The sequence below is a fragment of the Segatella baroniae DSM 16972 = JCM 13447 genome, assembly GCF_000426585.1.
GTDB classification, from domain to species: domain Bacteria; phylum Bacteroidota; class Bacteroidia; order Bacteroidales; family Bacteroidaceae; genus Prevotella; species Prevotella baroniae.
Genome location: NZ_AUFQ01000005.1, coordinates 20712 through 43714, shown reverse-complemented (window position 1 = coordinate 43714; position 23003 = coordinate 20712). Strand labels below are relative to the sequence as shown.

At 54.8% G+C, this 23003-nt stretch carries 18 protein-coding genes; 9 read left to right on the top strand and 9 right to left on the bottom strand.

The genetic code is table 11. The features are described from left to right. Positions 1–7 precede the first annotated feature (7 nt). The 7 genes from K334_RS0105500 (at position 8) to K334_RS0105465 (ending at position 8174) form a co-directional block, all read left to right on the top strand. Entirely contained in the window at positions 8–1567 is a 1560-nt protein-coding gene (locus K334_RS0105500) for a SusF/SusE family carbohydrate-binding protein (RefSeq protein ID WP_025880508.1), read from the top strand. A 96-nt stretch (positions 1568–1663) separates the two neighbouring features. Next, entirely contained in the window at positions 1664–3118 is a 1455-nt protein-coding gene (locus K334_RS0105495; protein ID WP_027444634.1) for a signal peptide-containing protein, read from the top strand. Between the two features lie 17 nt (positions 3119–3135). Beyond that, a complete protein-coding gene (locus tag K334_RS0105490; protein WP_025880514.1) occupies positions 3136–5229 on the top strand; it encodes a glycoside hydrolase family 97 protein in 2094 nt (697 codons plus the stop codon). Between the two features lie 379 nt (positions 5230–5608). Next, positions 5609–6841, top strand: coding sequence for an anaerobic sulfatase-maturation protein (locus K334_RS0105485; RefSeq protein WP_025880515.1), 1233 nt, complete (start codon positions 5609–5611; stop codon positions 6839–6841). Between the two features lie 359 nt (positions 6842–7200). After that, positions 7201–7596: a hypothetical protein gene (locus K334_RS0105475; RefSeq protein ID WP_025880516.1), complete on the top strand. Its 396-nt coding sequence runs from the start codon at positions 7201–7203 to the stop codon at positions 7594–7596. Continuing rightward, entirely contained in the window at positions 7568–7927 is a 360-nt protein-coding gene (locus K334_RS13545; protein WP_021589201.1) for an N-acetyltransferase, read from the top strand. The genes K334_RS0105475 and K334_RS13545 overlap by 29 nt, the downstream gene beginning before the upstream one ends. A gap of 1 nt (position 7928) precedes the next feature. After that, positions 7929–8174: a DUF1963 domain-containing protein gene (locus tag K334_RS0105465; RefSeq protein ID WP_021589095.1), complete on the top strand. Its 246-nt coding sequence runs from the start codon at positions 7929–7931 to the stop codon at positions 8172–8174. Positions 8175–8425: 251 nt separating this feature from the next. Here the strand turns inward: K334_RS0105465 and K334_RS0105460 are convergent, their stop codons facing one another. The 9 genes from K334_RS0105460 to K334_RS0105420 form a co-directional block, all read right to left on the bottom strand. Then, complete coding sequence (locus K334_RS0105460) at positions 8426–9844, bottom strand: tetratricopeptide repeat protein (protein ID WP_027444633.1); 1419 nt, start codon at positions 9842–9844, stop codon at positions 8426–8428. 150 nt (positions 9845–9994) lie between these two features. Next, the gene (locus tag K334_RS0105455; RefSeq protein ID WP_025880519.1) at positions 9995–10957 is read right to left on the bottom strand and encodes a PstS family phosphate ABC transporter substrate-binding protein; all 963 of its coding nucleotides are present in this window, start codon (positions 10955–10957) and stop codon (positions 9995–9997) included. An 11-nt stretch (positions 10958–10968) separates the two neighbouring features. Then, positions 10969–11802 (bottom strand): energy transducer TonB, encoded by an 834-nt coding sequence (locus K334_RS0105450; RefSeq protein WP_021589265.1) that lies wholly within the window; start codon positions 11800–11802, stop codon positions 10969–10971. A 42-nt stretch (positions 11803–11844) separates the two neighbouring features. After that, positions 11845–12498 (bottom strand): ExbD/TolR family protein, encoded by a 654-nt coding sequence (locus K334_RS0105445; protein ID WP_027444632.1) that lies wholly within the window; start codon positions 12496–12498, stop codon positions 11845–11847. A gap of 2 nt (positions 12499–12500) precedes the next feature. After that, the gene (locus K334_RS0105440) at positions 12501–13121 is read right to left on the bottom strand and encodes an ExbD/TolR family protein (RefSeq protein ID WP_021589065.1); all 621 of its coding nucleotides are present in this window, start codon (positions 13119–13121) and stop codon (positions 12501–12503) included. A gap of 31 nt (positions 13122–13152) precedes the next feature. Beyond that, positions 13153–13974: a MotA/TolQ/ExbB proton channel family protein gene (locus K334_RS0105435; protein ID WP_021589186.1), complete on the bottom strand. Its 822-nt coding sequence runs from the start codon at positions 13972–13974 to the stop codon at positions 13153–13155. A 232-nt stretch (positions 13975–14206) separates the two neighbouring features. Continuing rightward, the gene (locus K334_RS0105430; protein ID WP_025880520.1) at positions 14207–15400 is read right to left on the bottom strand and encodes a pyridoxal phosphate-dependent aminotransferase; all 1194 of its coding nucleotides are present in this window, start codon (positions 15398–15400) and stop codon (positions 14207–14209) included. A 483-nt stretch (positions 15401–15883) separates the two neighbouring features. Beyond that, a complete protein-coding gene (locus tag K334_RS0105425; protein ID WP_027444631.1) occupies positions 15884–17095 on the bottom strand; it encodes a bifunctional 3,4-dihydroxy-2-butanone-4-phosphate synthase/GTP cyclohydrolase II in 1212 nt (403 codons plus the stop codon). A gap of 4 nt (positions 17096–17099) precedes the next feature. Then, the gene (locus K334_RS0105420; protein ID WP_025880522.1) at positions 17100–19001 is read right to left on the bottom strand and encodes an LptF/LptG family permease; all 1902 of its coding nucleotides are present in this window, start codon (positions 18999–19001) and stop codon (positions 17100–17102) included. A gap of 257 nt (positions 19002–19258) precedes the next feature. On the opposite strand from K334_RS0105420, the gene K334_RS0105415 reads away from it, so the two are divergent. Together K334_RS0105415 and K334_RS0105410 are read left to right on the top strand one after the other, a co-directional pair. Further along, the gene (locus K334_RS0105415; protein WP_154655560.1) at positions 19259–21586 is read left to right on the top strand and encodes a TonB-dependent receptor; all 2328 of its coding nucleotides are present in this window, start codon (positions 19259–19261) and stop codon (positions 21584–21586) included. Between the two features lie 11 nt (positions 21587–21597). Continuing rightward, a complete protein-coding gene (locus K334_RS0105410) occupies positions 21598–22989 on the top strand; it encodes a RagB/SusD family nutrient uptake outer membrane protein (protein ID WP_027444629.1) in 1392 nt (463 codons plus the stop codon). The last annotated feature ends 14 nt before the right edge of the window (positions 22990–23003 follow it).

Genomic DNA, 23003 nt, shown 5'->3' with positions numbered 1-23003 from the left:
CATTGACATGAAACGAATATTCAAATACGGAGCGTTTGCCCTCTTGGCGCTGCTCGTGTCGGCGACATTCCAGTCATGCGACGACGACAAAGACATCGTGATGATCACCGAAGAGCTGCCGTTGAAAGTGGATCACCTCTACATGGTGGGCGACGCCACACCGACAGGATGGTCCATCGACAACCCAACCGAACTGACAAAGAGCGAAACCGACAAGTATATTTTCACCTATCATGGCAAGCTTGGGACCGGCGAACTGAAGTTCTCGTTGAGCAAAGGCGACTGGGGGGCTACCTTCATCTACGCGCCGAAGGCCGGAACAGAAATCAACGCGAAGGGCGTTGCCAGTGACGAAATAGACGTTCGCAAGGGTGGCGACGACACGAAATGGAAGATAACACTGGCTGGTATCTACACCATAATGGTCAACCTGCGCGACCGAAAGATAGCCGCAACCTACGAAGGTGCCGAGCCTGTGACGCCAATCACATCGAAAACGCTCGGCTTCATCGGTGACGCGACGCCTGGCGGATGGTCTGCCGAAGCCGTGACGATGTTGGAGAAGACGGCCGACAACCCGCTCCAGTTCACTTACGAAGGCCATCTGAACGCCGGCGAGTTCAAGATGACGTCCGACGCCACGGTGCTGAAAGACTTCGCCGGACCCTTCCTCCAGGCTCCGGAAGCCGACGTCACGCTCAATCACGAGGGCGTATCGAAGCAAGGAATCAACACGGGCGGCGCGGACAACAAGTGGAAAGTGACCGAAGCGGGCACCTACAAGCTGGTGGTCGACCTGACGAACCACACCATTACCGTAGCGGCATTCACGCCAGACCCGGCCAAAGACGTCTGGAACACGGAGACTTTGTTTCTCATCGGAGGAGCCGGCAACGGCTGGAGTATCGGCGAAGCCCTCGCGTTCAAGAAGACATCCGACCACAACTTCGTCTATGCGGGCGAATTGAAGGAGGGCACTTTCAAGCTCATGGCCACCAACTCAGGCGACTTCGGCACAGAAGACAAGGACTGGTTCTACGCGCCGGCCAACGAAACGCTCATCAACGACAAGGGGGTGGCGGCCGACGGCGTCGTGGCCGGCAACGGAAAGAGTGCCGACAATCAGTGGAAAGTGGCGAAAACGGGCAACTATGTGCTCACTGTGGATATGAAATCCCACAAGATTTCGGCCGAATATGTGGGCGAAACGGGCAACAGTATCGCTACGGCCGAGGCCCGGCTGGTGGGCGACGCCACACCGAAGGGCTGGGACATAGGCGGCACCGCCATGACCAAAGCGTCCTCAACACCGCTTGAATTCACCTGGCAAGGCGAACTGAAAGTCGGCGAATTCAAGATTGCCCTGACCTCGACCAACAACGACTTCTCGGGGGATTGGCTGCAAGCGCCGGCCGCAGGCACCGAGGTCAACGCCTCAGGAATCGACAAAGGCAACGTCGTGAAGGGTGGAGACGACAACAAATGGAAGGTGACCGCCACCGGAACGTACAAGATTACGGTCAACTTCTCAACCAAAAAAATCACCATCACCCGCATCACAGCATGACCATCAACCTTTCGTTGTAAAAGAGTTGCTGTCTACACCTTATTCTATATAAGGCTGACAGCAACTCAAGAAACTAACCAAAACATAGCATTGAACATGAAGAAGTTTATAATCGCCAGCCTGACATTCGTCATGTTGTCGACTGGCTGCAACAGCAATACATGGGACGTGACCAGCGATCTGGCCGTCGACAAGGAAGATCCGACCACAGGTCTCACACCTTTGGCCGAGCAGGAAGGCAACGACTACGCGCCACTCTACTGGAGTGTCTACGGTGCCTTGCGCCAACAAGAGAAGGACGGCTCGTTCCCCAACATCTTCACAGAGGAAGACTGGGACAAGGCCATCGACTATGTAGCCACGAATCTGAAACCTTACGGCTATGACATGCTCGTCACCGACGGCTTCGCCTCCATGAGTGGAGACAACGGCTACATGACGCGCTACAGCCGAACGAAGAAAGATGAAAATTCATCGGAGGTGGAACTGACCACCATCATTGCCAAACTGAAGGCCAAGGGCCTGAAGCTGGGCGTCTACGACAGTCCTTTCTGGCTGCACTACACCAATCCCGACGCCGTCATTCCTGGCACCGATGGAATCAAGGTGGGCAGCCTGCGCTACAATCCGTCCATCGACACCGACGTGCTCCACCCCACCAAGAACGACCAGTTCGGCTGGGTTGTCACCTCACATCCCGGCGCCGAGCAGTTTTTCGAGGGCTTCTTCAAGCACTATTCCGACCTTGGCGTGAAGTATATACGCATGGATTTCCTCTCATGGTATGAGGATGGAATGAACTATACCGACCAAATCGACAAGGGATATGGCCGCGAACGTTACGTGAAAGGCATGCAATGGATCAACAAGTACGCGAAGAAATACGGCATATACGTATCGCTTGTCATGCCTCATCTCAAGAACAATGCCATCATGGAGAAGTGCGCCGGCAACATGATTCGCATCGATGCGGACGCCCTGGAAGGCTCCTGGTACCGCTTCTCCGACAACAATCGCGGCACATTGCGTGGCGGATGGCCCAACTCGGAGAATGCTTTCGACGGCTTCATCAACTGGTCCAGGATATCAGGACACAAGAAGATTCGCCTCGACGGCGACTTCATCCGCATCGGAAGCTTTGCCAACGACGACGAGAAGCAGGCTGTCGTGTCGCTGCCGCTGATGGCGGGCGGTCCGATTTCCGTGACCGACATGCCTACCGGACACGACTTGACCTTCTTCCAAAACACGGAAATGCTGGCATTGCAGAAGGAAGGATTCGTCGGTCAGCCTTTGGCACGCAACTACTGGAACACCGACGGCGAGATATGGTATGGCCAAATGAAGGACGGCAGTTGGGTCGTCGGCCTCTTCAACCGCGCCCAACAGCCCGCCATCCGTACATTGGAACTTTCAAAAATCGGACTTTCCGGCACATGGAACGCCCGCAACCTTTGGACACACGCCGACGAAGGACAGGTTTCAGACAAAGTGGAAGCCGAGATTCCATCGCACGGCTGCAAGATCATCAAGCTGACAAAAGCCAACTAAACAATACGAAACAAAGCATGAAAAGATTATTTTTCTTTCTGTTTCTCCTGCTGGCCACGGCCGTGAACACGGCTTTTGCCGCAGAAGTGACATCCCCCAACGGCGAGGTGAAGGTCGTCTTCAACCTCGACAACACCACACCCACCTACATGGTCAGCTTCCGTGGCAAGGTCGTCGTCAAGCCCAGCCGCCTGGGTTACGAACTGGCCAACACCGAAAACCTGCTCGACGGCTTCAAGCTGGCAGGCCAGGAGACCGGTGCTTTCGACGAAACCTGGAAGCCGGTGTGGGGCGAAAGCAGTTCCATCCGCAACCACTACAACGAGCTTCTGGTGCATTTGGTGCAGGAAAAGACCGACCGTCGCATGGACATCCGCTTCCGCGTGTACGACGAAGGCATGGGATTGCGCTACGAATTTCCGCAGGAGGGCAAGCTCAACTACTTCACCGTGAAGGAAGAGCGCACCGAGTTTGCCATGACGGGCGACCACACGGCCTGGTGGATACCTGGCGATTACGACACACAGGAGTATGAATACACCCGTTCCCGCTTGAGCGAAATCCGCGGTTTGCTCCAGAAAGCCATCACCGACAACCTCTCGCAGACATCCTTTTCCACAACCGGCGTGCAGACTTCGCTCATGCTCAAGACCGACGACGGCCTCTATCTCAACCTGCACGAGGCCGCCCTGGTGGACTATCCGGCCATGCACCTCGACCTGGACGACAAGAGCATGACGTTCCGTTCATGGCTCACGCCCGACGCACAGGGCATGAAGGGCTGGCTGCAAACGCCCTGCCAGAGTCCATGGCGCACGGTCATGGTGACCGACGACGCCCGCAAGGTGCTGGCTTCGAACCTCATTCTCAACCTCAACGAACCTTGCAAACTGGCCGACACCAGCTGGATTCGTCCCACAAAGTACGTCGGTGTGTGGTGGGAGATGATTTCCGGCAAGGGCGACTGGGCCTATACAAGCCAGTTCCCGTCCGTCAAGCTCGGACTGACAGACTACGCCAAGGCCCAACCGTCGGGCCGTCACTCGGCCAACAATGCCAATGTGCGCCGCTACATCGACTTCGCCGCCGACAACGGCTTCGACCAAGTGCTGGTGGAGGGCTGGAACATCGGCTGGGAAGACTGGGCCGGCAACATGAAGGAAAAGGTGTTCGACTTCCTCACACCTTATCCCGACTTCGACATCAAGGCCCTCAACAACTACGCCCACGCCCGGGGCGTGAAGCTGATGATGCACCACGAGACGTCGTCATCGGTCATGAACTATGAGAAATACATGGACCGGGCCTACCAACTCATGAAGGACTACGGCTACGACGCCGTGAAGAGCGGCTACGTGGGCAACATCATCCCGCGCGGCGAGCACCATTACAGCCAGCTGGAAATCAACCATTACCTGCACGCCGTGAAGCGGGCGGCCGACTACCACATCATGGTCAACGCCCACGAGGCCGTGCGGCCCACCGGACTCTGCCGCACCTATCCCAACCTGATAGGCAACGAGAGCGCACGGGGCACCGAGTATCAGGCCTTCGGGGGCACCCGGCCGGGCCACACCGCCATCCTTCCGTTCACTCGTCTGCAAGGCGGACCGATGGACTACACGCCCGGCATCTTCGAGATGGACTGTACCAACGGCTCGCACTGCAACTCCACCATCTGCGGACAGCTGGCACTCTACGTCACGATGTACAGCCCGCTGCAGATGGCGGCCGACTTCCCGGAGAACTACATGAAGCATGCCGACGCCTTCCAGTTCATCAAGGACGTGGCAGTGGACTGGGACAAGTCCGTGTATCTGGAGGCCGAGCCGCAGGAATACATCACGGCGGCCCGCAAGGCCAAAGGCACCGACAACTGGTTTGTGGGCAGTGTGGCCGGCATGAAGGGCCGCACGTCCGCCATCGCGCTCGACTTTCTCGACAAGGGACGCAAGTATGAGGCCACCATCTACATGGACGGCGTCGACGCCGACTACAAGTCGCGCCCGCAAAGCTACAAGATCGTGAAGCGCGCCGTGACCGCGAAGACGAAACTAAAGCTGCGTGCAGCCGCAGGGGGTGGCTATGCCATCTCCATCATGGCCAAATAGCACAATGGCTTTCAACAGACATCACAACCGGAGCTGCCTGAGCGGTTCCGGTTTTTCGCATCCCTGTTTTCCCAAAGCAGCCCTTTCAGCTTGCAAAAGCTTGTCGATGACGGCGTCAAAGCAGCCCTTTCGCCTTGTCAAAGCACTGCTTTTGCAAGCTCAAAGCTGCCCTTTCGGCCGCTGAAAGGACAGCGGTTGGAAAGGCAAGGGGCGGCGGTTGGAAGACAGGCGGCAAACGGCGGGAGGTGGAAGGCAAATGGGAAATGTCGATTTTTGCACGCCGGCGGCTCAATTAGGGGCCCGCAGGCTTTCGATTTGCCCAGGGAATGCGTAACTTTGTCGGGCGAAACAACTTCGATCGTTACATCCCCAACCGACTATGACCACCATCGCACCTTTCAGCCGGCCCATGTATGTCATGCTCAAGCCGGCCGGTTCGCTCTGCAACCTCCACTGCAAGTACTGCTACTACTTGGAGAAGGGCGGACTCTACAAAGACACGCGCAACCATGTGATAACCGACGAGCTGCTCGAAAAGTTCATCAAGGAATACATCGAGGCCCAGACCATGCCGCAGGTGCTGTTCACCTGGCACGGCGGCGAGACGCTGATGCGCCCCATTTCCTTCTACAAACGCGCGCTCGAACTCCAGCGCGTCTACGGCCGGGGCCGCCAAATCGACAACAGCATACAGACCAACGGCACGCTGATCACGGACGAATGGTGCGAGTTTTTCAAGGCAAACAACTTCCTCGTGGGCGTCTCCATCGACGGCCCGCAGGAGTTTCACGACGAATATCGCAGGACGGCGACGGGCAGGCCGTCGTTCCGCCAGGTGATGCGGGGTATCGACCTGCTCAACAAGCATGGGGTGGAATGGAACGCGCTGGCCGTCGTCAACGACTTCAACGCCGACTATCCGCTCGACTTCTACCATTTCTTCAAGGAGATAGGCTGCCACTTCATCCAGTTCACGCCCATCGTGGAGCGCATCGTGGAGCGTGGCGACGGGCTGACGCTGGCCCCCGGCATGCAGGAGGGGGGGCGGATGACCGATTTCTCCGTCACGCCCGAGCAGTGGGGCGACTTCCTCTGCGCCATCTTCGACGAGTGGGTGCACCATGACGTGGGCGACTACTACGTGCAGTTGTTCGACGCCACGCTGGCCAACTGGGTGGGACAGTCGCCGGGCGTCTGCACGATGGCCCGCGAGTGCGGCCACGCGGGCGTGATGGAGTTCAACGGCGACGTCTATTCGTGCGACCACTTCGTCTTTCCCGAGCACAAGCTGGGCAATCTCCGCAGCCAGACCATCTACGAAATGATGAACTCGACGAAGCAGAAGGAGTTCGCCAAGATGAAGCATCTCATGCTTCCGCCGCAGTGCAAGGAGTGCAAATACCAGTTCGCCTGCCATGGAGAATGTCCCAAGAACAGGTTTGTCAGAGACAAATACGGCCATCCGGGGCTCAACTACCTGTGCGCGGGCTACTATCAATACTTCGAACACGTGGCTCCCTACATGGATTTCATGAAGAACGAGCTTGACCATCAGAGGGCGCCCGCCAATGTGATGAACCACATCTTCTCCGACTCCCACTTCGCGAAGTAGCCTTCCGCGCCGCCGCGCCGCCCCCGCATGGGCAAGGACACAGGCTGTGGAGCCTCATCGGAAGGCAGACAGGAGAGGTCACAGCCGTCAACTTGCACAACGGAAAACACAGAACAAGAGTCTGCCTGGCCGGCGGCAGTGCGTCGCAATATGTCGTCGACCCACTGTTTGCGGACAGTGTCGTGTGGTGGCCATCCGCACTTTCCATCCTGGAGACGAAGCGGCTGTGGGCATTTTCTCTCTCGCGGCCACGATCATCGGCACCATATTCATCGCCGTAGAGTTGAAAAATGGTTCGGATGTCACATGCAGCGAAATGCTGATTGGGCTGAACAACTATTCATGAAAGCGACCGGCTCATGCAGGTGTATGAGATACTGGAAAGCAACGAATGCCACAGGGAGGAGGCATGGGCCAACGTACCTGGAGTGGCGGTGGCCCAGTATTGCACTTTCTTCGAGAATCTGTACCTGCTCTACCGCCACAACATAGCCAGCATCGACGACCTTGACGACATTTTCGGCTATCGGTCCTTCCTCTTTACCAACAATCCTTACGTCCAGGAGCATTACATCCTGCCCACTTCGTCGTCTTACGTGCAGATTTTCAAGCTTTATCGAATCTGGATCAGGCACAGGAAAAAGGAGAACGAGGGCATGGAGAGCTGGCAACGAAACGTTCCCGACGCCCGATACAGGTTCTCCTGCGGACTACCTCGAACGCAAGTTGTATCTTTTCGACAAAGGCCTGGATGACCACAACAGGGGATTCTGCACGCTGGAGGACGGTCTGAGCAACCGAAATCTTGCCTCGAAACTCGGCATTGCGCCTGCCGACGCCATGACTTTCGATGCGGTTGTCGTCGACAAAGCGTGGCGCGGAAAGCACTTGCAAAGGCACTTCATAGACTGGACAGCCGGCCTTGCCAAAGAGAACGACGCAAAGCATGTCCTTGCAACCGTCTCTTCGGACAATGGAGCCAGCAAGCACAACTTCCTGGCCAAGGGATTTCAGGTGGCGACAACCAAAGAAATGTACAACGGGGTCGTGAGAGACATCATGTGCCTCGACATAAATGAAACTTGACATGGCTATACGGATCAAAACACGGCCCACGCTGGAGCAGCTGACCGGCAGAAGCCATTGGTGGGGGGCACCCGACCTGCCACAGGAGGTGCCTTATCCCTACATAAAAGTAAACGACGGCACAGAGAGCTATGACGAACCGCTGACGTTTGTCTGCCAGATACGATGCGAGGACATCGCCACCTTCGACCGGAAGAACCTGCTTCCGCACACGGGCATGCTCCATTTCTTCGCGCCAATCGACTGAATCCGAGCGTCTTGTTCGACTGACCCATCATGATTCATAGAACTCCAAACACCTCATCCATCGCCCCTGGATTGGTCTTTAACAGCCGGTCTTGCTGCCGTGCAGACCAATCCAGGGGCGACTCCATCTCATAAAATCACCCCAGCCTCTCCTTTGTAGAGAAGACTGGGGCTATAGTGGCGAAGCCGTTGACTTCGCTTCGTACAAGATGATTCACATCCGCGTCAATGATGACACCTGGATGGCAATGGTTATTTCTTACCCAATGCAGCCTTGGCGGTCGCATTCTCGGGATCTATTTCAAGAATGGCGTTCCAATAGGTGTTTGCCTTGGCAGCATCTTTCTTCAACGTGTAGAAGTAGCCGAGATATTGGTATGCCTCGACGAGTCTGTTGTCGTCGTAGTCTCCCTTTTCGGTGTGGCCTTTGATGATTTCAATCAATTTCTCGTAGTGTGGTTTGGCAGTACCCAACTTGGTCTCAGGGTCAAGGGCGAAGCCGATGTGGGCTCTGTTGTAAGTGGCGAAGTCGGCTGCGCTGGGGAATTTCTCAGCCATGTCGGCGTATACGGCGTCAGCTTTTGCATAGGCATCTTTCTGTGCGGGGCCTGTCGACTTTTCCGCCTGATCCATCCACATTCGGGCCAGTTCATTGTAATCGGTGGCGTTGATGGTTTTCAAACTCTTGAGATACTGGTCAAAAGTGTCGGCAGCCTTGTCGATGTCACCCTGTTCAGAGTAGGCTGTGGCGATGTTCTTCAAAGCGTCGCTCTTGTCATTGGCATTGCCATCGTTGTTGGCCAGGCTCTGGTTAAACATGTCAATGGCTTTCTGATATTCCTTGTTGCCGAGGTAGGCATAGCCATAGTAGAGGTAGTCGCTCTCCGTAATCTTCGTCGAGTCGCTCTGGTTGAAGAGCTTGTCGGCATAGGTCAAGGCTTCGGGATATCTCTTGAGATTGGTCAGATTGAAGAATGACAAACGATTCAGCGCCGGATTACGTGGAAACTTTTGGTTGCCGAACTGTGCCAATTCCAGACTCTTGTCGAACTCGCCAAGCAGGAAGTGGTCAAGTGAGTAGCTGACGAGGTCGGCGTCTTCCATCTGATTCTTGTCAACCTTGGCATAATATTCGATGGCTTTCTTGATGTTGCCAGCCTTGTCGTAAATCTGTGCACTGATGACGTCCACCGGATAGTCAGGACGCTGCCTGCGGAGTTCCTCCAACTTGGCTACAGAGGCCGAAGGAGAAGTCTTGCTGTTGATTTGTGCATACTTGCGATAACCTTCCGGATTCTTCGGGTCGAAATAAGTGGCTTGCTCATACCATGCCGAAGCAGCACCGCCATTGTCCTTGATTACCTCGATGTCGCCGGCAAGAATGTAGGCGGGGCCATACTGTTTGCTTTTCTCCATAGCAAACTGGACATACTTGCTGGCATTGGCTGTGTCCTTTACGTCAAGATAAGCGCGACCGATGGCTGTCAGAACTACAGGGTTCTTCTTGTTCTTTTTGTATATCTCCTTGATTTGATTAGCCGCATCCGGAGCTTTCGCCTTGATGATTTTATTCACTTGGTCAATGGTGGCCTTGTCGTCATTCTGTGCAATCGTGGGTACTGCAAACCCCATCATGAAAGCACCAATCATAAGATATTTGATTACTCGCATAGTCTTTATTTGTTTTTTAGTTAATACGAAATGATTGAAAGAACCCTGCCGCTTAGGGACCGAATGCCCATTCTTCTTTTGGAGACAGACGCCATCCAGACGCAACGTTTTTGACGAATGCGAATCTCTTCGGAGCAGGAGAAATGACACTTAGTCTGTAACGTGGACGTTACGTATCGTCAAATTGCCATACGCAGGCAGAAGTCCGGAGCGAAGTACGATTCTTTGACCTTTATCCTGTGAAATGATGAAGTTGGAAAAACCTGTCGGCAAACCCATGTGGGTATCATTCAGCAAGATGTAAAGCGTTCGAACCAGAGGATAGTTCCCGTTGTAGAAATAATATTGGAATGGCTTCCAACTGTTGGCCACATTGGCTACCGGCAGCGATGTCACAGCCATCGGGCGTATTTCCTTCTTGAACATGAGATTTGTAGAGTCGCGTTTGTCATTTAGCCAATTGCTTCCGACGATGCCGATGGCACCTTTGTGCTTCTCGACATAGTTGATGACTTCCGCCGTCTTCTTGACAGCAACAACATTAGGGCCCGTAATGGGCTTGCCTCCGAGGATGGAATCTTCCACAAAATGCACGGAGGAAGATTTGGGATTGTCGAAGACCACTGTGATTTCTCCCATCTTCGACTTAGGATATATTTGGTTCCAGCGCGTCACCTCGCCAAGAAGGATGCGCTTGATATCATTGACGCTGATACACGAATCAACGTTGAGATTGTTCTGAATGAGGGCAAGTCCGTCGTATGCGAACTTGATGGAGCGAGGGAACTGCTTTCTGTCTTTCAGATTCTGGAGTTCCGCCGGCTTGAAGTCACGCGAAGTTATGGCCATGAACACTTTCCCTGCGAGCAATTTGTTGATAGCTTCCGACTCGTTGGTATAAATGGGAGTAATCTTGGCCTTGGGGTAAGTGAATTCGAAGAGTTCGCGTTCCTCTTCGATAACAGGACTGAAACTCTCGTCAGAAGCGAACGACATCGCTCCTGACGAGTAAGTATCCGTCCTACCGTCTTTCGGCTTCTTGTTCGCGCAAGAAGCCAAAAGAGCGGCGGATAGTGTTAATCCTACAAATACGTAAGATAGTCTTTTCTTCATTTAAGCTTATTTTACTGAAGTTTGAATGACACAGGCACGTTGTATTTCACACGCACCGTAGAACCATTCTGCTTACCTGGAATCCAGTTGGGCATGCTCTTTACCACGCGGGTAGCTTCCTTGTCAAGAGACGGGTCAACCGAGCGCACTACACGCACGTCGGTGATGGAACCGTCACGTTCCACAACGAATGAAACCACTACACGGCCCTGAACACCATTCTCCTGTGCAACGACCGGATACTTGGTGTTCTGGCTCAGGTAACTCATCAATGCCGCAGGTCCTCCAGGGAACGAAGGCATCTGCTCAACAACGTCGAACACCTTGGTCTCTTCCACCTTCGGAGGTTCCGGCTGAGCAATCACCTCCTTGGCCTTGAGCACCTCTCCATTGGCGTCATCGTTACCTTTGACGTCGAAGGAACCAATGGCGGTCTTCGTTTGCATAAGCTGGTCTTGGGTCTTGAGTTCATCTTCAGGCTTCACCTCGGAGTCTTTCTTGATTACCGGGGCTGTAAACTTGATGGAGCTCTTGACTTGCTCTACCACTTTTTCAGGCTCAACTTTAATCTGCTTCTTAACTTCGGCCTCCTTCTTTTTAGGTTGCTCAAGTTTGGAAAGCTCTACAGCCTGGGTCATTGCTGCTCTCTTTGCTGCCTCTGCGTCAGCGGCTTTCTTGATGGTAAGACCAATCTGACACAACACAGCCAACGCGATTACAGCTATGATAGAGATAACATTTCGCTTGCCGGTGCCTTTTCTTAGCCTATAGGCACCGTAAGCCTGGTTGCGGCCCGTAAAGACGATGTCGGTCCACTCACCAGATATCAAATCAATTTTTGACATTTGCTTCTCATTTTAATAGTTAATACTCTGTTCTCGACCGACTTACTCCACACCTCTTGACTTCAAGAGCTTGGCATCGTCTGCGTTAACCTTGTCGAGAACATACTTACCTACGCTGCATATCTGCATCTCGTCGAGTGCGTCAATTACATTCTTATAAGTGGCCTTGTCGGTAGCCTTGATGATAATGGTCATCGTCTGTATCTTCTGGCCACCGATTTCGCCGGCCTTGATCTTGGAAAGCTCCTGATTATAGGTAGTATCAGGCATTTGGTCTTTCTTCGCGTCAAGTTGGGCTTTGGCCTTCATCACTTGCAATACAGGCTGTGTATTATCCTCGGTCACGTGCGTCATGAACACCTTGCGAATACCATTCTTGCCCCAGGTCGTTTCCTTGAGGCAGTTGGGGTCGTCGTATTTAGGAAGTCCCGACACATAGAAAATCTTATCGTTCCCCGCCACATAAACGGTAATCGTATAAGAGGCTTTGGTCACCGACCGGTCTTCGTTCTGTAGATTCTTATCGTTACTTGGCATACTCAGCTCCATTGTCTGTGGCTTGGCCAGAGAGGTACAGAGCATGAAGAACGTGATAAGAAGCATCATCATATCCACCATCGGCGTAAAGTCAACGCGAACGTTGATTTTCTTCTGCTTTCCGCCGCCTTTTGAATTGCTTGCTACATCTGCTGACATACTTATTTATCCTCCCCTGTTTTTAATGAAGTGATGAGATAGTAACGGTTCTGGTTCATATCCTGAAGCTCAGACATCACCTTCTTAATGCGCAGGTAGGGTGTCGTCGCATCGGCCTTGATGGCGATTTTGAGATCGTCATTGACCTTCAACGCCTCCGTGATCCAAAGTTGGAACTCACTCTTCCCCCCGTCGATGGAGTCGAGAGGCACGCCGGCTTCATTGCCGGTGATGACCTCCGTCATCTTTTCCTGCGGAAGGTTGAGATACCCTTTGAGACTGCTCATGCGGATACCCCAAAGCGGGTCTGTCTGAAACTTCTTCATTTCGAGATTATTCAGTCCGAGATTGCCCGTCTCGTTCATTCCTTGAATCAACGCGAGCATATCGTTCTGATTATCCATACTCATGAACACCTTACCTTGTTTGTCGACAAGGATGTTCAGCACGTCTTTCTCGGGCACTTTGATCTCCGATACGGACGAAGGCTGGTTCACTTTCACCGGTTCATTCTTTACGAACGTCGAGGTCAACATAAAGAATGTCAGCAAAAGCACCATCACATCCGACATAGGAGTCATGTCGATCCAGACGTCGCTTTTCTTAATTTTTAACTTACCCATATCTGAATAACTTTTAAAGGGTTAGCTAAAATTAAGCTTCCGGGTGCTTGTCTTCGTATGTATGTGCGATGGTGTAACCAATTTCGTCCATGGCGAAAGTGAGCTTGTCGATCTTGTTGGTGAAGTAGTTGTAGGAAACTACAGACACCCAAGAAGTGGCGATACCTGACGCTGTGTTCACAAGGGCCTCGGAAATACCGGTAGAGAGGGCCATGGAGTCGGCGCCACCACCTGCAGCCAAAGCGGCGAAAGAACGAATCATACCGAGCACAGTACCGAAGAGGGCAGTAAGTGTACCAAGCGTTACGATGGTCGCGATGATCGGAAGGTTCATCGTCATGGTCGGCATTTCGAGCGCGGTGGCTTCCTCATGCGCGTTCTGGATGGTGGAGACCTTCTCCTTCAAGCCCATCGTGGCGTTTTCCATTTCCTTGTAGCTCTTGAGGTCGGCCAAAACGACGTTTGCCACAGAGCCTTTCTGCTTGTTGCAAAGCTCTTCTGCCTTGGCGATGTCACCAGCCTTGAGGGCAGCCTTTACGTTCTCGGTGAACTTGGTCACGTTGCCGGTACCCGAGCAAGCCCTGATGGCGAGTGTGCGCTCAACGGACATTGCGATTACGGTGCAGAGCAAGCCGAGGATGATAGGTACAACCCAACCACCTTTGTAGACGGTACCCAGCATGTTCAACGGATGTCCGTCGCGGTCGCCGTTGGCGAAGTTGGCGGGATCGCCGAGGAAGAAGTTGTAGAAAGCCCATCCTACGATGAATGCGAGTACGATGATGATGAATGCGTGTCTTACACCCTGGAAGCCCTGAGACTTCTTCTTGGGGGCTGCTGTTGTTGTTGCCATAATTTAAAATTTTAATTTTTAGTTATTGATAAATTAAGTTATTGTAATCAACTTTGTTCTTCTTATGGGTCAGGTTGCCCTATATTGTGCGGCCAGGGCTATGCTTTCGTTTCGCAAAGATATCTATTTATGGATAACTACGTGCGTAATCAATGCGTAATTAAGAAGTTTTAACGGGCAAAACCTGAATCATCTCCTTGATTTGAATCAATTTCGGTGATGTTGTCGGCTTTTACTTGAGTTCCGCCAACGCTTCCTTGATGCGGTCCATGGCCTCCTTGATGTTGTCGTCGCTGGTGGCATAGCTCATCCTGAAGCATTCGGGGGCGCCGAAAGCGTCGCCGCCGACGGTCGCCACGTGGGCTTTCTCCAGCAGATAGAGCGCCAGGTCGGTCGCGCTCTCGACCGTCAGGTCGCCACAACGCTTGCCGAAGAAGCTGCTGCATTTCGGGAACAGATAGAAAGCGCCTTCGGGCTTGTTCACTTCCAGTCCGGGAATGTCGCAGGCCAAATTGTAGATGAGGTCGCGACGGCATTCGAACGCCCGGCGCATGGCCTCCACGCAATCCTGGGCCTGCGTGTAGGCCGCCAAGGCTGCCTTCTGGCTGACGGAGCACGGGCCGCTGGTGTATTGTCCCTGCAATTTGTTGCAACCTTTCACGATCCATTCGGGCGCGGCGATGTAGCCGATGCGCCATCCGGTCATGGCGTAGGCCTTGGAAACTCCATTCACGACGATTGTCCGCTCCTTCATTCCCTCCACTTGGGCTATGCTGGCGTGGCTGCCTACATAATTAATGTGTTCGTATATCTCGTCTGCCAGCACGAAAAGGCCTTCATGCCGCTTGACAACCGCGGCCAAATCTTCCAGCTCCCGCCGCGAATAGACGCTGCCGGTAGGGTTGCTTGGCGAGCATAGGATAAGCATTCGGGTCTTGGGAGTGATGGCGGCTTCGAGCTGCCGGGGCGTCATCTTGAAGTTCTGGTCAAAGCCGGCGTCGACGAATACGGGCGTGGCTCCCGCGAGTTTCACCATCTGCGGGTAGCTCACCCAGTAGGGAGCGGGGATGATGACTTCCTCTCCGTCGTCCACCAGGGCCATCACGGTGTTGCAGACACTCTGCTTGGCGCCGTTGCTGACCAATATCTCGCTTGTGGAATAGTCCAATCCATTCTCCCGTTTCAGCTTGGCGGCGATGGCTTCCCTGAGGTCGAGATAGCCCGGGACGGGCGAATATCTGGAGAAGTTGTTGTCAACGGCTTCCTTGGCAGCGGCCTTGATGTGGTCGGGCGTGTTGAAATCGGGTTCTCCCACGCTGAGATTGATGACGTCAATGCCTTGCGCCTTCATCTCGCCGCTCTTTTGCGACATCGCCAACGTTGCCGAAGGGGCCAGTCTGTTCAATCTTTCGGATAGTTGTGCCATAACAATGGAGTGTCTTCGTTAATGCTTGCAAAAGTAATTAAAATCTCTCTCAAACCGAAAGAATTGTAGTTTAAATTCATGAATATCGTGCAAATATTTTTCAGAAAGCCGAATATGATAACAAAGGAAACGGCTTGTTCCGCCGCCGAAGCGGCCCTTTAAAAGGTAAAAAAGTAAAAAGGTAAAAAGGTAAAAAGCAGCGAGTTAAAAATCAAAGGGCTGCTTTGGCACGCCAAAAGGGCCCTTTAAAAGGTAAAAAAGTAAAAAGGTAAAAAGGTAAAAAGCAGCGGGTTAAAAATCAAAGGGCTGCTTTTACAAAATCAAAGGGCTGCTCTTGCAAAGTCAAAGGGCAGCTTTCATCTCATAAAAGGGCTGCTTTGAGCTTGCAAAAGCAGTGCTTTCAGCAAGTCAAAGGGCTGCTTTCAGCGGATGAAAGCAGCCCTTTGCGAATGTGGTTCGCCCATGTCCGTTTGCGGACGCGCGTCATTTGAGGTGCAGGATGTGTCCCATGCGGTCGCGCTTGGTCTTGAGATAACGCTCATTATACTTGTTGGGCGTGCTCTCGATGGGCACGTTCTCCACGATTTCCAGGCCGTAGGCTTCCAGGCCGACACGCTTCACGGGGTTGTTGGTCATCAGGCGCATCTTGTGGACTCCCAGCTTGCGCAGCATTTGCGCGCCGCATCCGTAGTCGCGCTCGTCGGGTTTGAAGCCCAGATGCGTGTTGGCGTCCACCGTGTCGTAGCCTTCCTCCTGCAACTTGTAGGCCGCCATCTTGTTCATCAGGCCTATGCCGCGTCCTTCCTGCTGCATGTAGACGACGACGCCCTTGCCCTCCTGCGCTATCATCTGCATCGACTTGTGCAGCTGTTCGCCGCAGTCGCAACGCATGCTGCCCAGTATGTCGCCCGTGGCGCATGAGGAATGGACGCGCACGAGGATAGCTTCATCCTCCCGCCAGTCGCCCTTTACGAGTGCCATGTGCTCGGCGCCGTTGCTTTGCTGGCGGAAGGGTATCAGCCTGAAGTGCCCGTATGCCGTGGGCATGTCCACCTCTTCACCCACCTCGATGATGGATTCCGTCTTCAGCCGGTAGGCTATCATGTCCTTGATGGTGATGATTTTCAAGTCCCACTTGCGCGCCATTTCCTGCAATTCAGGCATGCGCGCCATCGTACCGTCTTCGTTCATGATCTCCATCAGTGCGCCGGCCGGATACAGACCGGCCATCTTGCAGAGGTCGATGGCGGCCTCGGTGTGCCCGCTCCGGCGCAGAACGCCGTTGTCCTGGGCGTATAGTGGGTTGATGTGTCCGGGTCTTCCGAAGGTCTGGGGCGTGGCGGCGGGGTCGGCCAAAGCCAGGATGGTCGCCGCCCGGTCGTGTGTCGAGACGCCGGTCGTGCATCCTTCGAGCTTGTCCACGGTGACGGTGAAGGGTGTTCCGAGCACCGACGTGTTGTCCGAGACCTGCCGGGGCAGGTCCAGCTCTTCGCATCTGGACAGCGTGATGGGCGCACAGAGCACGCCGCGCGCGTTCTTGAGCATGAAGTTGACCTTCTCCGGCGTGATCTTTTCGGCCGCGACGATGAGGTCTCCTTCGTTTTCACGGTCTTCATCATCCACGACGATGACGAATTTCCCTTCCTTGAAGTCTTTCAAAGCGTCTTCAATGCTGCTTAGTTTGAAGTCTCCCATATCCTTACTGATTGATTTCCTTGATTCTGTTGATGATGTATGTATTGGTTTGCTTGATGGTTCTCAGGTCTCGGAGCAGTCTGATGCGGAACATCCACATGCGGAAATAGAGAACCAGTCCAAGCGGAATGGCGATGAAGGACAGGATGTTCTGCCACCTGCGCTCGAACGGTCGCGTGTGCGCCTTGACCGAAACGACCGGATAAAGGTTCAGATAGGTCAGGATGGCCTTGTCCCTTGTATTGTTCAAATCTTCGATTACGTCCTCCAGCACACCCGAAATCCGTTCTATTTCGTGGTCGGGATGGTATCTGAAGAACACCTTGATGATGTTGGGTACGCTCACCAGGCGGTGGATCCGCGCGTATTCCGTCACCTCCTCGCTCACCTTTTGCAGCAGCAGACTGTCGCGGTTGTAGTCCGGGTCCTGTATGATCACCTCCTTGCCGAACACGTGTCGCTTGAGCCGGAGGCCGAGCAGCTTCATGAAAAGCTCACGGTAGAGGTCCAGATTGAACACCATCGAGTCGTTGGAAGCCTTGTAGGTGACGAACACCGCCACGGGAGTGAGCACGCCCATGGCCAGCCCTTTGCCGAACCAGATGGCCCACATGCCGCCGCGGGCCATGCGGTAGCCCGTGTTGTCGAGGATGTAGTAGATGATGAAGACGAGCACCGAGATGATGACCGGTATGCCCAGGCCGCCCTTCCGGATGATGGCGCCGAGCGGCGCGCCGATGAAGAAGAAGATGAGACACGACAACGCCATCGTAAACTTGTTGATGGCTTCTATCTTGTGCTGGCGTATGATCCAGTCGCCGTCCGACGTGATCATGCTCTTGAAGTCGAGATCCTGCACGGCTTGGCTCACGCGCGACTGCGCGGCCATGAGCGCTTGCTGGCGTTGGGCCAGCGGCAGCCGGTTGTAGAGCGTGTCGATGTCGTAAGACTTGGCTGCGGCCAGCCGAATCGCGCGGACCGAATCGCGCGGCGAAAGGCTCTTTTGGGCGAACATGTAGTGCTGGGCGTCGGCGTAATAGGTTCGCCCTATGCTGTCGTAGGCCTGGTTCAGCGAGTCGATGGCACGGCCTATCTGCCTCAGGCTCTTGGCCTGCGCGTTGTTGGAAAGCCCGCCGGCGTCGGTCAGGTTGAAGTCGCCGTCATAGTCGAGGACAATCCGTTTCGCCACGAAAGTCTCGCGGCGATAGGGCACGGAGGCCGTGTTGCCGAACTCGCCGGACTGCATGTTCTCGAACCACTCGCCGCTCCAGAGGCTCATCAGCATGTGTTTCTTGTCGGCCGTAGACTGCAACATGCCCGAATCGGCCAAGATAATGGCCTGGTCTTCGTAGCTGCCCGTCATGCGATAAATCATGATTCCGTAGAGTTTTCCCGTGTCGATGTTCTTCTTCTGCACGTAGATGTTGCTGTTGGGAATGCCGTCATAGAAGATTCCCTCGGGTATTTCAAGCTCCGGACTCTTCTGTTTCATCGACAGCAGGAGCTGCGCCAGCTTCTTGTTCGACTCGGGTCCGACGTTGTTTTGGAAGTAAAACGAGCCGATGCAGATGAGCGAACTGATGATGATCAGCGACCGGAACGTCTGCATCAGTGAGATTCCGGCCGCCTTGATGGCGGTCAGTTCGCTGCTTTCGCCCAGGTTTCCGAAGGTGATGAGTGAAGAGAGGAGGATGGCGAGGGGCAGCGCCTGCGGCACCAGCATGAGGCCCATGTACCAGAAAAACTGCGCCATGATGTCCATGGTCAGGCCCTTGCCAATCAAATCGTCGATGAATCGCCAGAGAAATTGCATCATCAGCACGAACTGGCAGATGAAGAATGTCCCCACAAAGAGCAGCCCGAACTGTCTGGCAATGAAGATATCTAATTTCTTTATTCTAAGCATGGAAGCCTTACATAGCGGTCGCTGTCGAACGACGGCGCGACAATCAACTTGCAAAATTAGTATAAAAAATCAGAAACAAGCCCTTTTTTAGTTTTTTAAAGACATAAAAGGGCGCCTCTACATACCTACAAATAATGTCGCACGGTTCGACGCGCGGGCCCGACATCCCTATTTGTTGGGATATTGACAGACAGGTGCTCAATATGTAGAGATAAACGCTTACCTTTGCACCTCTTGAATGTGATTCGATATTTGCCATGCTGCTACCATTGCTTTTATTGCTTTTCAGCGGCTCCGCAAGCACTCCGCAGGCGACCAAATGCCCTTCGGTCGCGACCGTCGACTCGACGGCCACTGCCGACCGCTTGCTGACGGCCGGCGAACTGGCCCGTGCGGGACGTTCCAACGTATGGGACGCACTCAGTCTTCTCGACCCTTCCATCCTCCTTTCCGACCGCGCCTTGCAGGGCGGCCGCACGCTCTATGTGCCGCAGGCGATGTCCGTGGGCGACGTTTCGCGCTGGGCTACGGGCAGCCGGCAGCCCCACGCCTTGGTGATGGTCGACGGACAGCGTGCGGATGTGGCCACGCTTCGGCAGCTCGGGCTGGCCGACATCGACCACATACGCGTGGTTCATGACCCGCTCCGCTTGGCTTCCTACGGACTGAACGGGGCCGACGGCGTGGTGGAAGTTGTCACCCGCAAGCATACTTTGGGCGACATTCAGGTGAGCTATCTGCTCGACACGGGCTTGGACTTCGCCAATCGACAGACTTACGGCAAAGCCGCGCGCGGCTCATCCGCCACCGATTGGCTCCGACTTCCTTTGCAAACGGGCTTCCGCCACCGGCATCAGGTGAACGTATCGGGCGGCGACCGCTATGTGGGCTACCTGTTTTCGGCAACTCTTCAGCCCGAAAGCCGCGGCGTGATGGTCGGCTCGAAGGAGGGAATCTCCAAGCTGCGGTCTTTCGTTTCCTACGCCCACAAGCAGTTGCGGTTGCAGAACGACATCGCTTTTTCGCAGTCCTTCGACCGTCAGTCGCCCTACGGTGCCTTCGCCGACCTGGCCCGCATCGCCCCAAGTACGTCGCCCTACGACGCTTCCGGAGCATTGACTCCGACGATTGCGGTGGACAACCGACAGGTGCCCAACCCCGTTTACGAGGCGTCTCTGGGGTCTTTCGACAAGAGCAAGTACACCTCCCTGACCGACCGCTTCGGCCTTCGGCTTGACCTGAACAGGCATTTCATGCTGCAAGGCGATTTCAATTACCTGCGCACGATGGCGCGGCGCGACATCTTCCTTTCGCCAAACAGCGCCCATTTTGCGGCCAATGCCGACATGAGGGCACGTGGAACCTATCACATTCTGCGCGACAACCACACCCGATATGAGGGCGGCGCAAGCCTTTCCTATCGACAATCGAACGCCGTCGGCCAGCTTCATGCCTCGGCGGGCATGCGCTTCTTCGACGGGAAAGCCACCGGCGAGACCTACGGAGGACGCGGAATCCTGAGCGACCGCATGAGTTACGTTTCGTTCACGCAGGCTTACGACACGCTGCGGAGCCCTTCCGCCAGCCGCGCTTTCGAGCGGACGCTGCAAGGTTTCGTGGCTTTGGACTATCTGTTTCGGCACAAATACCGGCTGACGCTCATCACCAACGTCAACCATTCGTCGCTCCTGCCCTCCCGCCACAGGGATGCGGCCTATTACGGGGCGGCTTTCCACTGGGATGTCGCACGCGAAGGATGGATGCGGGGCAGCATTTTCGACCGGCTCGCGCTCCGCTTTTCCATGGGAACGACGGGCGTCGTACCTTTCACCGACCGCTATTTCTCGGCCTCCTACCGCAACGACATCCACAACGAATACATCTACAATTACTATCAAATAGGTGCCCGCCTACAGGGAATGCCCAACGAAGACCTGAAGCCCACGAGGCTTTCGTCTTGCCAAATGACCGTGGACATGGCCATTCGCGACTTCCTGGTGCGGTTGGACTTGTTCCATAAGCGCACGTCCGACCTGCTGGTCTATGCTCGTTTGCCTTATTACGAGGGCTTTTCTCACCAGCCCGACAACGGCGGAACGCTTTCCAATACAGGCTATCTGCTGAGTTTGAGCAAGTCACTGGGCCGCACGGACAACCTTCAGGCTACGCTCCACTTTGCCTCAAGCCTATATATAAATAAGGTGAAAGCCCTCCCCGATTATTTCAAGACCAACTTCTATACGCCTGCTTTGTCCGCCTTGCTCGACCGCCATGTCTTCGCCAACTCGCTGGGGCTCGACAGTCGGCTGGGAAGATACACGTGCGCGCTGACACTCCATGGGCTGATGACCGACAAAACGCCCGACCATACGGCAGCCGAAGGCACCGTTCGGCGCATCGGTCGGCTCGACCTGCGCACCTTGCAAGTGGGCTATGACCTGGGTGCGGTGAAGCATTGGTTCCACAAGGCCGACCTGACGGTGACGGCGGAGAACCTCCTTTCGTGGCGTTCCCGGCGTCTGCCAGCCGGTATCCACTACCCCGAAGTGCGTAGTGTCGTGGCTTCCGTCCATGTCGTTTTCTAATTCCACGTGTCATGAAGAAATGTTCTTTACTCCTCATCATACCGCTCTTGCTGGTTGGTTGCTCCGATTATTTCGACCGGAAGAGCGACGACAGCAGCATCCCGGCCAGCCGCTTCTTCGGCGACGAGGGCGCTTTTCTGTCGGCATTGACCGACGTCTATACGCAATTGCGCTCCGACAACCTTTTTGGTGGCACCCTCACGCTGACCATGATGGACTTCCTTTCGGGAGAGTTGCAGCCTTTGGGCGACTTGGGAAAGGCCGCCTCGCAGCATGATTTCGCCGACAAGACGCTCCAGCGGCAACTCGACTCCATGGTCAGCGCGGCCTATCGGGCCGTCGCTTCCTGCAACCTGATCATCCAAGAGGCCGAACATACGGATGTCGTCTTCTTCAATTCGAGCCAGAAAAACATGATTCTGGGCGAATGCCATGCCCTGCGGGCGGCTTTGCAGTTCGACCTTCTGCGGCTCTTCGGCCCGTCTCCACAGGATGACGGCAGCTTTTCGGGTATGCCCTATATGACCGTTTTCGGACAGAAAGACGTGCCGCTGCTGACCAAGGCACAGCTGTTGCAGGCCATGCAGGCCGACCTGGCCAAGGCGGAGCAGCTCCTGGCGACCACCGATCCCATCCTGCAACCGACCAATCCCACAACGGTTGTCGTCGGAAGGGTCGACCGCCGGCTGCGAACGCTTCAGATGAACTACTTCGCAGTGAAGGCCTTGCAGGCTCGTCTGGCCCTGTGGAGCGGCGACTACGAGCATGCCCGTGCGTGTGCCGACAAGGTGTTTGCGCATCAGCGCGACGTGGCCGACCGCTATCAGCTGTTCCATTACGTCGCGCCGGGCAAGTACGCGAGCGACTACGAGTTCTCCCGCGAGTTCATTTTCGGTATCTCCACACTGCCGAAAGGCTTTCCGCAGTTGAGCGACAGCCTGCAAAAGGCCGGGCTGAAAGTGACCGACCGCTTGCGAACCATCTATCCGCAGGCGTCCGACATACGCTATCGGGCGTGGTTCAAGGCTTCCGCCGACGGCTACACGCTCACGAAGTTCGGCAGCGAAACACTGCTTTCGGGCTATATCTACAGCCAGACGGGTGGCGAAACGGGCCTCCCGGCCGCCATTCCGTACATCAAATTGGGCGAAGTGGCCCTCATTGCAGCCGAATCGTCGGCGCATTTAGGCCGCTTGGAAGAGGCTGCCGACTATCTCAAGACCCTGCAATCGAACAAGAATGTGGACGAGGCGGCCCAGCTGCAAGCCGGCGGCGGGTTGACGAAGGAAGCCCTCTTGCAACTGATTTATACAGAATATGAGCGCGAACTCCTGGGCGAAGGCCAGTTATATTACCTCTACAAGCGGCTGGGGAAGGTCGGTTCGCCCCGTCTTCCACGATGAACGACGGCGTCATC